Source organism: Phocaeicola salanitronis DSM 18170 (genome assembly GCF_000190575.1).
Lineage (GTDB): Bacteria > Bacteroidota > Bacteroidia > Bacteroidales > Bacteroidaceae > Phocaeicola > Phocaeicola salanitronis.
Genome location: NC_015164.1, coordinates 1565037 through 1579989 on the forward strand (window position 1 = coordinate 1565037; position 14953 = coordinate 1579989).

The 14953-nt window shown below is 52.8% G+C and carries 13 protein-coding genes; 5 read left to right on the forward strand and 8 right to left on the reverse strand.

Annotation, left to right across the window (positions count from 1 at the left end; translation table 11 throughout):
• Positions 1 to 18: 18 nt before the first annotated feature.
• The 4 genes from BACSA_RS06990 (at position 19) to pyrH (ending at position 4848) form a co-directional block, all read left to right on the forward strand.
• The gene (locus BACSA_RS06990; RefSeq protein ID WP_013617403.1) at positions 19 to 2520 is read left to right on the forward strand and encodes a hybrid sensor histidine kinase/response regulator; all 2502 of its coding nucleotides are present in this window, start codon (positions 19 to 21) and stop codon (positions 2518 to 2520) included.
• A 412-nt stretch (positions 2521 to 2932) separates the two neighbouring features.
• Positions 2933 to 3028, forward strand: a complete 96-nt coding sequence (locus BACSA_RS20130) for a smalltalk protein (RefSeq protein ID WP_013618581.1) — start codon at positions 2933 to 2935, stop codon at positions 3026 to 3028.
• A gap of 140 nt (positions 3029 to 3168) precedes the next feature.
• Complete coding sequence (locus tag BACSA_RS06995; RefSeq protein WP_013617404.1) at positions 3169 to 3924, forward strand: glycerophosphodiester phosphodiesterase family protein; 756 nt, start codon at positions 3169 to 3171, stop codon at positions 3922 to 3924.
• Positions 3925 to 4137: 213 nt separating this feature from the next.
• A complete protein-coding gene (gene pyrH / locus BACSA_RS07000) occupies positions 4138 to 4848 on the forward strand; it encodes a UMP kinase (protein WP_013617405.1) in 711 nt (236 codons plus the stop codon).
• A gap of 240 nt (positions 4849 to 5088) precedes the next feature.
• Here the strand turns inward: pyrH and BACSA_RS07005 are convergent, their stop codons facing one another.
• From BACSA_RS07005 to BACSA_RS07025, 5 genes are all read right to left on the reverse strand, one after another.
• The gene (locus BACSA_RS07005) at positions 5089 to 5610 is read right to left on the reverse strand and encodes a histidine phosphatase family protein (protein ID WP_013617406.1); all 522 of its coding nucleotides are present in this window, start codon (positions 5608 to 5610) and stop codon (positions 5089 to 5091) included.
• 236 nt (positions 5611 to 5846) lie between these two features.
• Complete coding sequence (gene ettA / locus BACSA_RS07010) at positions 5847 to 7535, reverse strand: energy-dependent translational throttle protein EttA (protein WP_013617407.1); 1689 nt, start codon at positions 7533 to 7535, stop codon at positions 5847 to 5849.
• 13 nt (positions 7536 to 7548) lie between these two features.
• Positions 7549 to 8673 carry an MFS transporter gene (locus BACSA_RS07015; protein WP_013617408.1) on the reverse strand — a complete coding sequence of 375 codons (1125 nt, stop codon included), beginning with the start codon at positions 8671 to 8673 and terminating at the stop codon, positions 7549 to 7551.
• Between the two features lie 78 nt (positions 8674 to 8751).
• The gene (gene panB, locus BACSA_RS07020) at positions 8752 to 9573 is read right to left on the reverse strand and encodes a 3-methyl-2-oxobutanoate hydroxymethyltransferase (RefSeq protein WP_013617409.1); all 822 of its coding nucleotides are present in this window, start codon (positions 9571 to 9573) and stop codon (positions 8752 to 8754) included.
• 338 nt (positions 9574 to 9911) lie between these two features.
• Complete coding sequence (locus tag BACSA_RS07025; RefSeq protein WP_013617411.1) at positions 9912 to 10571, reverse strand: HAD family hydrolase; 660 nt, start codon at positions 10569 to 10571, stop codon at positions 9912 to 9914.
• Between the two features lie 100 nt (positions 10572 to 10671).
• Between BACSA_RS07025 and BACSA_RS07030 the strand changes: the two genes are divergently transcribed.
• A complete protein-coding gene (locus tag BACSA_RS07030) occupies positions 10672 to 12021 on the forward strand; it encodes an MATE family efflux transporter (RefSeq protein WP_013617412.1) in 1350 nt (449 codons plus the stop codon).
• Here BACSA_RS07030 and BACSA_RS20135 read toward each other — a convergent pair.
• From BACSA_RS20135 to BACSA_RS07040, 3 genes are all read right to left on the reverse strand, one after another.
• Positions 11991 to 12137 (reverse strand): hypothetical protein, encoded by a 147-nt coding sequence (locus BACSA_RS20135; RefSeq protein WP_013617413.1) that lies wholly within the window; start codon positions 12135 to 12137, stop codon positions 11991 to 11993. The genes BACSA_RS07030 and BACSA_RS20135 overlap by 31 nt on opposite strands.
• A 156-nt stretch (positions 12138 to 12293) precedes the next feature.
• Positions 12294 to 13550 carry an Nramp family divalent metal transporter gene (locus tag BACSA_RS07035; protein WP_013617414.1) on the reverse strand — a complete coding sequence of 419 codons (1257 nt, stop codon included), beginning with the start codon at positions 13548 to 13550 and terminating at the stop codon, positions 12294 to 12296.
• Between the two features lie 73 nt (positions 13551 to 13623).
• A complete protein-coding gene (locus tag BACSA_RS07040) occupies positions 13624 to 14892 on the reverse strand; it encodes a putative DNA modification/repair radical SAM protein (RefSeq protein ID WP_013617415.1) in 1269 nt (422 codons plus the stop codon).
• Between the last annotated feature and the right edge of the window lie 61 nt (positions 14893 to 14953).

Genomic DNA, 14953 nt, shown 5'->3' on the forward strand with positions numbered 1-14953 from the left:
TTAATTATTAATTGCAAAATGTTTTCCACCCCTGTCAAAATAGCGTTCGGATACATCCTGCTGATAGCCCTGCTTTTCGGAGCCGGCGGATACATCTACCGGCAAATGGCGTTGCTGACCGCCCCCTCCGATGCTGAAAGCACCATCAGCTCGCGCCGGAAAACCACGCATCAGATTATCACCCGGCTTTACGATGCCGAAATCATCGGGCAGACCCTGCATGCAGGAAGGCTCGACGAATACCCCAACTACAAACGCGCGATGAGGGAAGCGGGAATCCTGATCGACTCCCTCCAGCAACAACTCGCCGACACCCTGCAACAAGCCCGGCTGGACACCGTACGCACCCTGCTGAAACAAAAGGAGCGGAACATGCTGAGCGTATTGGAAGCCATCAAGGAAAACCCTACCGACGAACTCTACCGCCAACAACTGGACAGCCTCATCCTCCAGCAAGACTCCATACTGAGCAGCACCCACGTGCGCCGGCGCGTGGTCACACACCACAATTCATACATGATACACCATAAGCCGAAGAAATTCTTCCGGCGGCTTGCCGACCTCTTCGCACCTGGGAAACCCGACTCCACACAAGTAGACAACATCATACAAGAAGAATACACCGACACCATCGACGAAGCCTATAACCCCGCAGACACCATAGCCAGCATACTGACCTCTATCCAGCACAAAGTCTACCAAAACCGGCAGGAACAGCAACGCACCCTCGAAATACGGATAAACCAGCTGCGCATAGCCGGGAACATGCTGAGCCAACGGGTGAACCAGCTATTGGAAAGCATCGAGACAGACGAACAGGCCGCCATGGAACAACGGATTGCCCACGAACAGGACATCAGGGAACAGGCGGCACAAACCATGGGAACCATCGCCACAATCGCCGTAGCCCTCGCGCTGCTGTTCTTCATCATCGTCTGGCGCGACTTTACCCGAAGCAACCATTACCGCAAAGAACTGGAAAAATCGAAACAATACGCCGAAAACCTGCTCGCGGCACGCGAAAAACTGATGCTCACCATCACACACGACATCAAAGCCCCCGCCGGTTCCATCATCGGATACATCGACCTGCTGCTCAGGCTGGTGCACGACCAACGCCAGCAATTCTACCTGCGCAACATGCAAGGCTCGGCACGCCACCTGCTCGAGCTTGTAACCTCCCTGCTCGATTACCACCGGCTGGAAGCAGGGAAAATGGACCTGCACCCCGTCGCTTTCAACCCCTACGAACTGTTCGAGCACATCTATACCAGCTTCCTCCCCATCGCCGGGAAAAAACAGCTGGAACTCATCTTCCATACCGACCTCCCGCACGACCTGAACGTGGAAGGAGACCCGTTCCGCATCCGGCAAATCGCCGAAAACCTCTTGTCGAACGCCTTGAAATTCACCGAAAAGGGAAACATTACCCTATACGCCACCTACAAGGAAAGCCACTTCCGCTTCCAGGTAAGCGATACAGGATGCGGCATGAACGCACAAGAACAGGCACGCGTATTCCAGGCATTCACCCGCCTGAGAAGCGCGCAAGGGCAAGAAGGCTTCGGATTAGGGCTTTCCATCACGAAAAAATTAGTCGAACTCCTGAACGGAAACATCCGCATCGAAAGCACCCCCGGAACAGGAAGCACATTCTACGTCTCCATGCCGCTCCCGCAAGCCAAAACCATCGCAGGACCTCCCGAAGAAACAACCCTCATGCCCGACAAGCAATGGCACATCCTGCTCATCGACGACGACCGCATCCAGCTGACACTGAACGAAACCATGCTGCGCGCCATGTTCGCCCACCTCCAGGCAAGCCATGCGCCCGTCGTCCATTGCTGCACACAGCCCGACGAACTGTTCAAGCTCCTCCGCTCCGAACCCGCCGACCTGATTCTGACCGACATACAAATGCCCGCCATGAACGGCTTCGAACTGCTGAAAGCCATCCGGAAGCTCGACACACCGCAAGCACAAAACGTGCCCGTCATAGCCATTACCGCACGAAACGACATGAACGAAGCCGATTTCCGGCAACAAGGTTTCGCCGGATGCCTCTACAAGCCGTTCAGCCGGGAAGAACTATGCCAAATATGCCGGCAAACCCTGCAATTGAAATGGAAAGACACCGAAGCTCCCCAAAAAGCCGAAGCACCCGCCCCGCCGGTATCAAAGAAGTTCAACTTCGCTCCCCTGACCGCCTTTTCCGAAAACGATGCGGAAGCGGCGCACCAGATTATCCGCACCTTCATCGAAGAAACCCGGAAAAACCGGTGCCGGATAGAAAAAGCGGTACAGGAACAATCCATGCAAGAGTTGGGAGAAACAGCACACAAGATGCTCCCCACCTTCACCCTGATAGAAGCCCAAGAAGCGCTCCCCTCCCTCCAATGGCTGGAAGCACACCGGACAGCTACAGCATGGGAAGAGGAAGCGGAACAACATGCCCAAAACGCACTACGCTGCATGGAGGAAATGCTGAAAGAGGCGGAAGAAACCGGAAGGCAAGCATAAATATATGATAAATTCCGCATTTCCTCCCCCAATTGCCTTGTAGAAACAGGCTTCATCGAACACAGAGGCACAGAGACACGGAGGAATAATTTATTTCTCAATATACGATTTAGAGCCTGTTTAAATTTTGCTCAGGTTAATTTGCGAATTGTTTTCGAGGATGTTTTTCTGATTTTATAAGGAGGATAGCGGGCTATCTGACGAAGAACAGGAGCGAAAAAGACCAAAAAATCGCCCAAAGCACACACGAAAACGGATACATCAAACCAAGAAAAACTTTTTGGAGAAATTCAAAACAGCTTCTTAAACAGGCTCTTACTATTTCAAGGATTTAATTGTACTTCGTAAATTGTAAAATCGTAAATATCCCTCCGTGCCTTCGTGTCTCTGTGTTCAATCAAACTCAAAAACTATGGAAAAGAAAAACATTTGGGGGATTATTATCCAGACATTGATTACGATTCTGACGGCTATCGGGACTACGCTGGGCGTGACTTCGTGCATCTAAGCAATTGTAGTCCATCGGATTTCCGCGCAACATCTTTGTAACACAAATTACACGGTTTCTTTACACGCCGGTCACCGGAATGTAATACGCCTGCTTTATTTTTGTTGCCTGCAATGAAAAGAACATAAACATCAAGCTATATGAAAACAAGAAAACTTTTCCTCGCTTTCGCCTGTGCGCTATCCGCACTGGCAGCACAAGCCCAGACCCAGGTCATCGCGCACCGCGGATTCTGGAAAGCAGAAGGCTCTGCACAAAACTCGGTTACAGCCCTGAAGAAAGCTGCCGAAGCCCAAGTGTACGGCTCTGAATTCGACGTGCAACTGACCAAAGACGGCATCATCGTCGTGAATCACGATGACACCATCGGAGGCTATACCATCGCCGAAACCGGCTATGACACGCTGAAAGGCCTGAAACTGAAGAACGGCGAACCGCTTCCCACGCTGGAAGACTATCTGAAAGCCGGCAAGCAGCTGCCCGGCATCCAGCTCATCCTCGAAATAAAGCCTCATAAGACAGAAGCTGAGGAGGACCTGATTTCTGCCGGCTGCGTCAGAATGGTAAAGGAAATGGGCATGGAAAAACAGGTGGAATACATCTCGTTCAGCCTGCATGTATGCGAACAGCTTGCCAAGCTGGCGCCGGATTCGGAAATCGCCTACCTGAACGGCGACATCGCCCCCAAGGAGGTCAAGGCGAAGGGCATCAACGGCATCGATTACCATTACAAAGTGTTCGACAAGCATCCCGAATGGGTGAAGGAGGCGCACGACTTGGGCATGAAGGTCAACGCATGGACGGTGAACGACGCAAAAGACATGCAGAGGCTCATCCGCCTGAAAGTGGACTACCTCACCACCGACCAGCCGCTGGAAGCGAAAGGGCTTATTTAACGGATTTATCACACCCCGGAAACACCGGTGTAACACCTTCCGCCTATCTTTGCCATGTCAAAAAAAGGAACAAGGAAAAAGCATCATAAATAAGCACTGATTAATTGACTCTCTCTTTCTTGACGTCGCCGCATGCTGAAAATGCCGCGACGTTTTTTGTGTATTCCCGTAAATTCTTGTTACCTTTGCCTGCAAACAAAAAAGATTCTGAATATGGCAAAATTTAAACGTATCTTGTTAAAGTTAAGCGGCGAAAGCCTGATGGGAGAAAAGAAATACGGCATAGACGAGAAACGCCTGGGAGAATATGCCTTGCAGATTAAGGAAATACACGACATGGGCGTGCAGATAGGCATCGTTATCGGCGGAGGGAACATTTTCCGCGGGCTGAGCGGTGCCGGAAAGGGATTCGACCGCGTGAAAGGCGACCAGATGGGGATGCTCGCCACGGTAATCAACAGCTTGGGGCTAAGCTCGGCATTGACGGCAAACGGGGTGAAGGCACGGGTGCTGACGGCTATCCGCATGGAGCCGATAGGCGAGTTTTACACCAAATGGAAAGCCATCGAAGCCATGGAGAACGGTGAAGTGGCCATCATGTCCGCCGGCACGGGAAACCCGTTCTTTACCACCGACACGGGTTCATCGCTGAGAGGCATCGAAATAGAAGCCGACGTGATGCTGAAAGGCACGCGCGTAGACGGCATCTATACCGCCGACCCCGAAAAAGACCCGACCGCCAAGAAGTTTGACGATATCACGTACGACGAAGTGCTGGCACGCGGGCTGAAGGTGATGGACCTCACCGCCACCTGCATGTGCAAGGAAAACAACCTGCCCATCATCGTCTTCGACATGGATACCGTAGGCAACCTGAAGAAGGTCGTTGCCGGTGAAAATATCGGTACGCTGGTACATAATTAATAATTAATAATTAATAATTAACAATTAATGCCAATCAGGAGTTAAAAGGGAGTTAAAAGGGAGTTAGATGCCAATGCCTTTTGCACCGCTTCTGTAGAGACGATGTGCACATCGTCTCTACTACGTGGCATATACAAAATGCACAAATAAATACCGCGTGAAGTATAACTTCTGAACGAAGTGATAACTCCTGTGAAACATAACTACGTTTAACTCCTGATTCGCATTAATTGTTAATTATTAATTATTAATTGTTAATTGAATTGTTGTCCCGTTCTTCATCAGCGGTATTTCCTTCAGGCGGCCGAGGGGAATCCCCCGAGCCTGCGCAATGATGTTCCGGTTTATCTGCCCGTGGGCAACCACCAGCACCGACTTGCCCTCGCAATGCTGCTTCAGATAGTCGATGCACTTGCCTGCGCGTGCGTAAAGCATGGCGGGGGTTTCGGCGTCTTTCGGGAAACAGGAACGGTCGACACTGTTTATCGACATCCCCGTCCAGCTCCCCCAGTCCACTTCGCGGAACAGGGCATTCTTTTCCCAGGGCAAATCCCGGCTGCCTACCGCAAGGCGTACCGTATCTGCCACCCGTTGCAGGTCGCTGCTGACAATGGCATCCAACGGAATGTTTTCCAAGGCCTTTCCCAAGGCTATGGCCTGCCGCTTCCCTTCTTCGGTGAGGTGTCCGGGCAAATGCCCTTGGAATATCCGGCTCAGGTTTTCTTCTGTCTGCCCGTGGCGGGCGAGGTATATAGTCAACATCTTATTAAATGAAGAATTAAGAATTTGAATATCCGCAAACATCCCATGTAGGGGCGTATCGCATACGCCCGAATGCGTCCACTTATCCACGCGGATGCCTTCGGGGCGTATGCGATACGCCCCTACAGTCAATTAGGTAAAATGCGGATATTCATTATTAAGAATGAGGAATGAAGAATCTTTTTTGAATGAAGAATGCTGTTTCTTCATTCTTAATTCTTCATTCTTCATTTAAATCAGTCTTCCATCAGTTTCCGGTAACGCACGCGCTTCGGCTCTACATTGCCCATGCGCTTCATCTTGTTTTCCTCGTATTCGGTGTACGAGCCTTCGAAGAAGAACACCTCGCTGTTTCCTTCAAACGCCAGGATGTGGGTGCAGATACGGTCGAGGAACCAGCGGTCGTGGCTGATTACTACGGCACATCCGGCAAAGTCTTCCAAACCTTCTTCCAGCGCACGCAGGGTGTTGACGTCGATGTCGTTGGTAGGCTCGTCCAGGAGCAATACGTTGCCTTCTTCCTTCAGCGCCATGGCGAGGTGCAGGCGGTTGCGCTCGCCTCCCGAAAGCATGCCGCAGAGCTTTTCCTGGTCGGCACCCGAGAAATTGAACCGGCTCAGGTAGGCACGGGCGTTCACGTCGCGGTTGCCCATGCGGAGCAAGTCGTTGCCTCCGCTGATAACCTGGTATACGGTCTTGTTCGGGTCGATGTCTTTGTGCTGCTGGTCCACGTAGGCAACCTTTACGGTTTCGCCCACTTCGAAGTCGCCTTTGTCGGGCTTCTCAATGCCCATAATCAGGCGGAACAGGGTGGTTTTTCCGGCACCGTTGGGACCGATGACGCCCACAATGCCGTTGGGGGGAAGCATGAAGTTGAGGTCGTCGAAGAGCAGCTTGTCGCCGTAAGCTTTTGCCACGTGTTTCGCCTCGATTACCTTATTTCCCAGACGGGGGCCGTTCGGGATGAAGATTTCGAGCTTTTCTTCTTTCTCCTTCACGTCTTCGTTCAATAACTTGTCGTACGAGTTGAGACGTGCCTTGCCTTTCGCCTGACGTGCCTTGGGCGCCATGCGCACCCATTCCAACTCGCGTTCCAGGGTCTTGCGGCGCTTGCTTGCCACTTTCTCTTCCATCTCCATGCGCTTGGTCTTCTGCTCCAGCCAGCTGGAATAGTTTCCTTTCCAGGGGATGCCTTCGCCACGGTCCAGCTCCAGAATCCAGCCTGCCACGTGGTCGAGAAAATAGCGGTCGTGCGTCACGGCAATCACCGTTCCTTCGTATTGCTGGAGGTGTTGTTCCAGCCAGTCGATGCTTTCGGCATCCAGGTGGTTGGTAGGTTCGTCCAGCAAGAGGATGTCGGGCTTCTGGAGCAGCAGGCGGCACAGCGCCACCCGGCGGCGTTCGCCTCCCGAAAGGTTCTTCACCGGCTGGTCTTCGGGCGGGCAGCGCAAGGCGTCCATCGCGCGCTCCAGCTTGGAGTCGAGGTTCCACGCATCGGTAGAGTCGATGATGTCCTGCAGTTCCGCCTGACGGGCAAAGAGGGCATCCATTTTCTCGGGGTCCTCGTAATACTCGGGCAAGCCGAACTTCTGGTTGATTTCCTCGTATTCGGCAAGCGCGTCTACGGTTTCCTGCACGCCTTCCATCACGACTTCCTTCACCGTTTTCGTATCGTCCAGATGAGGTTCCTGCGCCAGATAGCCTACCGAGTAGCCCGGCGAGAACACTACTTCGCCCTGATAATTCTTGTCCAGTCCGGCGATAATCTTCAGCAACGTAGACTTACCGGCTCCGTTCAAACCGATGATGCCGATTTTCGCTCCATAGAAAAAGGATAGGTAGATGTCTTTCAATACCTGTTTGTTGTTCTGGAATGACTTGCTCACTCCGACCATCGAAAAGATAATTTTTTTATCGTCTGCCATATTCTTTATAGTTTTAATGTTTCTGATAATGTCTCTTGAAATAACGGTACGTGAATGCCTGATACAGCAAAAGCCCTGCCACGGCTATCAGTATTTCCGCCCCAAACAAGCCTTTGCCCTGGCTTTGCAGATACACGCCCAAGAAGATGCCGCACGCCCACGCCAATTCCCACGACAAGCGGTATGTGTGATAACCCGTCCCGCGCTCGCAATGCAAGGGGAGCAAAATCATCATCTGGAGGAACTGGCCGATGGAAAATCCCGTGCCTAAGCCTATCAGGCATCCGCCTATATAGAGGGGATAAACGCCCTCAGGATGATGCAATGCCATCAGTCCGGCAATCATCAGCAATTGCCCCGCCCCAACTTGAATCCGCCCGTCGACCTGCCGCCTTACGCTCTCCCTCACCAACAGATAGAGCAGGAAGCCAAGCCCTGTGCAAAGATAAAAGGAAAAATCGGAAACCGAAACAAAAAGCATGCCTATCACCAACGGAACCGCCATCATATTGATGCCCGGAGGGACCGCACGGAAAAGCAAGAAACGGTCGGACGAGCACAGGGGCAAATCCAAAGGGGCGCGGAAACTGATTTTCACATACCCGATTAGCACCATAGCCACCGCCAGCAAGCACGCCGAAGCACTTACCAGCTGCGTGAAAGCCACATGCTGCATCCCCGCCAAGCCAATCACAACACCCGCCAACATGCCCGCGATGCCCGACCATGTAAAAGCCCGGTTCGCTCCGTCCCGCTGATGGCTGGGAGCCACATCTATCGCCAATGTGCTTCCGGTAGCCATCAAAGCGATTCCGAACGCACTCCCCTGCAAGACGCGCAAAGCGACAATCTGCCATGTTGCCGAGGTCCACGGATAAGCCAGCGTCGCCAGACCTAACACAATCATGCTCCGTATGCATACCTGTTTCCGGCTGAATGTATCGACCAGATAACTGTTGAACACTCCCGGAATGAACAGGGACAAGCCGAACACTACCGCCATGCACGCCGCTTCCACTCCTGTATATCCCCAGACATTCGTCATCCACCGGTGCAGGACAGGAAACTGCATGTATACGGCGGCATGAAAAAACACATTTGCCGCTGCAAGCAAAGTAAAGTTTTTATTCCACAGCATATACCTTTATTATAATTGACAAATGACAATTGACAATTCTTTCACATCGCCGCAGGGCAATTGTCAATTGTCCATTGTTTAATATTGTTCCGACTCGTTCGGGAAACCGCCCGACTTCACATCCGTCACATATTGTCCGATGGCATCGGTCATCACCGCATTCAGGTCGGCATACCGGCGCAGGAACTTCGGGCTGAAGCCTTTGGTCATGCCCAACATATCAGCCACCACCAGCACCTGACCGTCTGTAGCTCCTCCGGCACCTATGCCGATGACGGGGATATGCAAGGATTCGGTCACCTGCTGTGCCAATGCAGCCGGAATCTTTTCCAATACCAGCCCGAAGCAGCCGGCTTCTTCCAACAATTTCGCGTCGCGCAACAGCTTATCGGCTTCGGCATCGCCCTTGGCACGCACACCATACGTACCATACTTGTTGATGGATTGCGGCATCAGGCCCAGATGACCCATCACCGGGACACCCGCCCCGATTATCTTGCGGATAGCCTCTATCACTTCTTCTCCGCCTTCCAGCTTCAGCGCATCGGCACCCGTCTCCTTCATCATCCGCATGGCGTTGCGCACCCCGTCGAACGGGTCTGCCTGATACGAGCCGAACGGCATATCCACCACCACCAGCGCACGCTTCACGCCCCGGACGACCGAACGGGCATGGTAAATCATCTGGTCGACCGTAATGGGCAACGTCGTCACATTGCCTGCCATTACGTTCGATGCCGAGTCGCCAACCAATATCGCATCCACCCCGGCTTCGTCCACGATGCGTGCCGTGGTATAGTCGTACGAAGTCAGCATTGAAATTTTCTCACCTCTTTCTTTCATTTCCATCAAGCGGTGGGTGGTCACCTTCCGAGTGTCACTAACTAAATATCCAGCCATAATCTTTCTCCTTTCTTAAGTAATTAATCCTAATCAGTTTATACAATCTGCCCGTTTTATAGTCAATCAGAAATAAATTGCGAAAAATCATTTGTCATGCTGAACGAAGTGAAGCATCTCGGATGCGCCCACGTGGATGTACACGAGATCCTTCACGTTCGTTCAGGATGACAATACATCAAGAATTTTTCGCAAACCAATTTTGTTTTACTATAAAACGCAGATTTTCACGGATTATCATTTTATTTTATCTGCGTTAATCTGCGAAAATCTGTGTTTCTGATAAATATCATTTAAGTCCGTACACTCACTCAAATAAAAATCCGGGCAAAAGTAAATCATTTCAACGAGTTAAGCAAGCTTTTCATCTTTTCGTAGCTGAACAAGGTGAAATCGGGGATAACCACCCGGCATTTATCACGGATTGCCTCAGCGGGATTCGTCGTGCTCAGCCCTACCACCGCCATTCCGGCGGCATTTCCCGCTTCCAGCCCATGAAACGAGTCTTCGAACACCACACAGTTCTCCGGTACCGTCCCCAGCACCTGCGCCCCCAGCAGGAAGCAGTCGGGGGCTGGTTTCGAGCGGGTGAACATCTCCGCCGTCAGGATTCGCCCGACCAGTTCCTTCAGTTCCGGATGCACGGCATACACGCTCCGCATCTTCTGTCCGTTCGAGCTGGTCACAATCGCCGTCTTCACTCCCTGCTCACGCAGCTCACGCATGAAACCGGTCACTCCCGGCACGTATTCATACTTCATCTCTGCCTCATAGCGGTTCAAATCTTCCGTAATTTCCGCCTGCTCTTTCTCCATCCCGGCAAAATAACGGCTGAAAATCTGGCTCAAGGTCTGCCCCTTGATTATCTTGCCGAAAGCCTCGTACTCCGGATGATACTTCTTCCCCACCGCATCCCAGAAGACGGTATATTGCGGCTCGGTGTCCATCACCACCCCGTCGAAATCGAAAAGAGCGGCTATACATTTGGTTTTATCCATATCCAGTTTTACATTTAGTTTGATTTAACAGCACAAATTTCCGAAATATTCGTCCATCTTCCTAACTTTGCACCGCAATTTTAACGAAAGAATACACAAAATGAACGCAAACAATCCGCACGTGCTGGGAGAAGCACCTATAGGGAAACTGCTGTGGCAATACTCCATCCCCGCCATCATCGGCATGACACTGACCTCATTGTACAACATCATCGACAGTATTTTCATCGGCCACGGCGTGGGTGCCCTTGCCATCACCGCCCTTGCCATCAACTTCCCGCTGATGAACCTGCTGATAGCCTTCAGCACACTGGTAGGCGTGGGAGGCGCCACGCTCTCATCCATCCGTCTGGGGCAAAAAGACGTGCAGGGAGCCGAAGACATCCTGGGCAATGTCACCATCCTGTGCGTGGTCAATGCCGTCGTGTTCGGAAGCATCTCGCTCATCTTCCTCGACCCCATCCTGTACTTCTTCGGCGCCACCGAAGCCACCATCGGCTACGCACGCCAGTTTATGCAAGTCATCCTGATAGGCACGCCCGTATCGTACGTGATGATCGGACTGAACAACATCATGCGCGCCACGGGCTATCCGCGGAAAGCGATGCTCTCGTCGATGCTCACCGTAGGGTGTAACGTCGTCTTCGCGCCGCTCTTCATCTTCTGGCTCGAATGGGGGATGCGGGGTGCCGCACTGGCGACCATCCTCTCGCAGTTCGTCGGCATGATATGGGTGCTTCACCACTTCTGCAGCCGGTCCAGCTACATCCGGTTCCAAAAACGGCGCCTTCGGCTGAAGAAAAAAATCATCCTCAACGTGTTCAGCATCGGCATGTCGCCCTTCGTAATGAACGTGTGCGCCTGCTGCATCACCATCTTCATCAACAGCAGCCTGCTGAAATACGGAGGCGACCTCTCCATCGGCGCATTCGGCATCCTGAACCGCATCCAGATGCTCTTTGTGATGATTGTAATGGGTATCACGATGGGGATGCAGCCCATCACCGGATACAATTACGGGGCAGGACATTACCAGCGCGTGCGGCAGACACTAAGGCTGGGAATGACCGCCGCCGTTATCATCACCACCTGCGGCTTTGCCATCGGCGAACTGTTTCCGCGTGTGTTCGTAGGAATGTTCACCACCAATGACGAGCTGACCCGCCAAGCCACCGTAGCGGTACGCTTCGGAGTAGCCGCCTTTGCCGTGGTGGGTGCGCAGATTGTCATCACCCAGTTCTTCCAGTCTATCGGGAAAGCCAAAATCTCCATCTTCCTCTCCCTCTCGCGCCAGCTGCTGTTCCTTCTTCCGGGACTTGCCCTGCTGCCCCTTGCCTACGGATTGGACGGCGTATGGCTCAGCATGCCCGTGTCCGACTTTCTTGCCTTCATCGTGGCAGTACTGATGCTCGGACACCATTACCGCACGAAGATGAGCGTCGGCAACTGAGCCGAAGCCTTCGGAATGCCGCCGACACGTTTCCGCAAGGTTTCCGAGGCTTCCGGAGTGTTCCCGACACGTGTCCACAAAGTTTCCGAGACCTCCGGAGTGTTCCCAACAATCATTAGAAACGCAGATTAACGCGGATTTCCGCAGATTATTTTAATTTTCAATTTTTCGATTTACGAAGTACGATTTAATGCTCAAATAGTAGATAGTAAATTGTCAAATAGTAAATTAAAATAATTTGTGTTTCAAAAAAACTGTGGTAAATCCGCCTGTCAACTGAACAACAACATCAGATTAAGCACCGAAACCACCGCGGCGATGGTGTAGAGCACGAAGGTGCTCCAGCGCGAATTGGCGTACTCGCCCATCACACGCCGCGACGAGGTAAGCCCCACCTGCAGGAAGACGGTGAACGGAAGCTGCACGCTCAGCACCATCTGCGAAATAATCAGTCCCTGAAACGGGTCGTTGATGAAAAAGATGACCAGCAACGCCACGCCTAATGAGAGGAGCACACCCACGCGCGAATGAATATCCTTGATGTGATACGGCTCGCCGAACATCCCGGCAAAGATAGAGCCTGCCGCCATCCCGCTTGTCACCGTTGATGAAAGCCCCGCCATCAGCAATGCCAAAGCAAAAATCGTACCCGCCTGATTGCCCAGCAAAGGGTCGAGCAACGATTTTGCCTGCTGCAACTCTTCCACCTGCACGCCCTGAGCAAAAAAGGTGGATGCCGCCAGCAGAATCATCGCACTGTTGATAGCCCAGCCCACGCCCATCGAGAAGAGTGTGTCGTAAAACTCGTACTTCAGCAACCGCCGGATGGAGCGGTCATCTCCTTTATTATATTCGCGGCTCTGCACCACCTCCGAGTGGAGGAAGAGGTTATGGGGCATCACCACCGCACCCAGCACGCTCATGATGATAAGCAGGCTGCCCTGAGGGATGCTGGGCACCACCCACGAACGGGCGGCAAGAGGCCAGTCGATGTCCACCAGAAACAGCTCGTAGAGGAAAGAAAGCCCGATGACCGACACAAAACCGATGATGCCACGCTCGATGCGCCGGTATGAGTTGGTGAAAAGCAACACCACCACCAGCACCGTAGTGAGCAACGCGCCCCATACAATGGGCATCCCCACCAGCATCTGCAGGGCTATCGCTCCGCCCAATATCTCGGCAAGCGAGGTAGAGATAGAGGCAAGCACCGCACTGCCCAATATGGGGCGGGCAATCCAGCGGGGCGCATAACGGTGTGCCGCCTCGCTCAGGCACAAGCCGGTCACGATGCCGAGGTGTGCCACGTTGTGTTGCAACACTATCAGCATCACCGTAGACAGGGTAACTACCCACAACAGGGTATATCCGAAATCAGAACCCGCGGCAAAGTTCGAAGCCCAGTTTCCCGGATCGATAAATCCTACGGTCACCAGCAGTCCGGGACCGATATACTTGAAGAAATCCAACCCGCCCAAATAGCGCTGGTGGTCTTTTCGTTTCAGTTCATTCAGTAGTTTTTTCAGCATAATAAAAAAGCCCCTTCCAACCTCCCCCAAAGGGGAGGAGAAAGGAATGGTTTATAGATTAATATTCGTACTATTAGTCGAGGGGGCTGAAATCCAGCGTCAATTGCCTCTCGTCCTCTTTCCGCTTCGGCTTGGGAAGCAAGAGCCTGCGCACGCCCGCCGGTCCCAGCTCGTGGATGGTCTTGTCGGGAAGCTCGCGGCACGTAATGAAAAAACGCGCTTTCTTCATCACCGCCCCCATCTGCTTCAACTCGTAAAAACCGATGCGCGAGAAACGACGCGACATCACAATCATCTTTGCCGACTTCACCCCGATGCCCGGCACACGGAGCAACATCTCGTAGTCGGCACTCTGGATATCGACCGGAAACAGCTCGGGATGCTTCAACGCCCACGCCAGCTTGGGGTCAATCTCCATATCCAGGTGGGGCGAAGCGTCGTCCACCAGTTCGTCTACCCTGAACTGGTAATACCGCAAGAGCCAGTCTGCCTGATACAAGCGGTTCTCGCGCACCAGCGGAGGCTGTTTCAGCAAGGGCAGGCGTTTGTCGTACGTGTTCACCGCCACATAACCCGAATAGTAAACCCGCTTCATCGTGGGCTGGCGGTAGAGCGTCGACGATACGCTGAGGATGTCCTTGTCGGTCTCGTCGGTGGCACCCACAATCATCTGCGTGCTCTGCCCTGCCGGCACGAAACGCGGGGCATGGCGGTGCAGCTTGCGCTCTTCCGCACTTTCCAGCACGCCCTGCTGAATGTACTTCATCGGCAAGTACACGCTACGATGGTCTTTCTCCGGAGCCAGCAGCTTCAGATTCCGCTCGGTAGGGATTTCCAGGTTCACGCTCATACGGTCGGCATACAGCCCCGCCTCGTGCACCAGCTCCTGACTGGCACCGGGGATACTCTTCAAGTGGATATAGCCGTTGAAACGGTGCTTCACCCGCAGGTCTTTCGCCACCCGCACCAACCGCTCCATCGTATAATCGGGATTGCGCACCACGCCTGAGCTAAGAAACAACCCCTCGATATAATTGCGACGGTAAAACTCCATGGTCAATTCCACCAGCTCCGTCACCGAGAGCGTGGCACGCGGGATGTCGTTGCTCACCCGGTTGATGCAATAGGCACAATCGTAGATGCAATAGTTGGTCAGCATAATCTTCAGCAGGGAGATGCACCTCCCGTCCTCGGCAAAGCTATGGCAGATACCCACACCACCCACGGTATTGCCCACACCGCCCTTCGTATTGCGGCGCACCGTCCCGCTCGACGCGCACGACACGTCATACTTAGCCGACTCGGCAAGCACCTTCAGTTTATGCAACACCTGTTCGTTCATCTCTTTCGTTATTTAGAATCATTTCAAATTCAAAGATAACAAGAGTTTCCCAGTTATGCAA

Excerpts from the sequence above, each read along its gene's own strand:
- BACSA_RS07005 (WP_013617406.1), bottom strand. The coding sequence starts at position 5,610 with ATGTTGACTATATACCTCGCCCGCCACGGGCAGACAGAAGAAAACCTG.
- ettA (WP_013617407.1), bottom strand. The coding sequence starts at position 7,535 with ATGGCAGACGATAAAAAAATTATCTTTTCGATGGTCGGAGTGAGCAAG.
- BACSA_RS07040 (WP_013617415.1), bottom strand. The coding sequence starts at position 14,892 with ATGAACGAACAGGTGTTGCATAAACTGAAGGTGCTTGCCGAGTCGGCT.
- panB (WP_013617409.1), bottom strand. The coding sequence starts at position 9,573 with ATGGCTGGATATTTAGTTAGTGACACTCGGAAGGTGACCACCCACCGC.
- BACSA_RS06990 (WP_013617403.1), top strand. The coding sequence starts at position 19 with ATGTTTTCCACCCCTGTCAAAATAGCGTTCGGATACATCCTGCTGATA.
- pyrH (WP_013617405.1), top strand. The coding sequence starts at position 4,138 with ATGGCAAAATTTAAACGTATCTTGTTAAAGTTAAGCGGCGAAAGCCTG.
- BACSA_RS07030 (WP_013617412.1), top strand. The coding sequence starts at position 10,672 with ATGAACGCAAACAATCCGCACGTGCTGGGAGAAGCACCTATAGGGAAA.
- BACSA_RS20135 (WP_013617413.1), bottom strand. The coding sequence starts at position 12,137 with ATGATTGTTGGGAACACTCCGGAGGTCTCGGAAACTTTGTGGACACGT.
- BACSA_RS07025 (WP_013617411.1), bottom strand. The coding sequence starts at position 10,571 with ATGGATAAAACCAAATGTATAGCCGCTCTTTTCGATTTCGACGGGGTG.
- BACSA_RS06995 (WP_013617404.1), top strand. The coding sequence starts at position 3,169 with ATGAAAACAAGAAAACTTTTCCTCGCTTTCGCCTGTGCGCTATCCGCA.
- BACSA_RS07035 (WP_013617414.1), bottom strand. The coding sequence starts at position 13,550 with ATGCTGAAAAAACTACTGAATGAACTGAAACGAAAAGACCACCAGCGC.
- BACSA_RS07015 (WP_013617408.1), bottom strand. The coding sequence starts at position 8,673 with ATGCTGTGGAATAAAAACTTTACTTTGCTTGCAGCGGCAAATGTGTTT.
- BACSA_RS20130 (WP_013618581.1), top strand. The coding sequence starts at position 2,933 with ATGGAAAAGAAAAACATTTGGGGGATTATTATCCAGACATTGATTACG.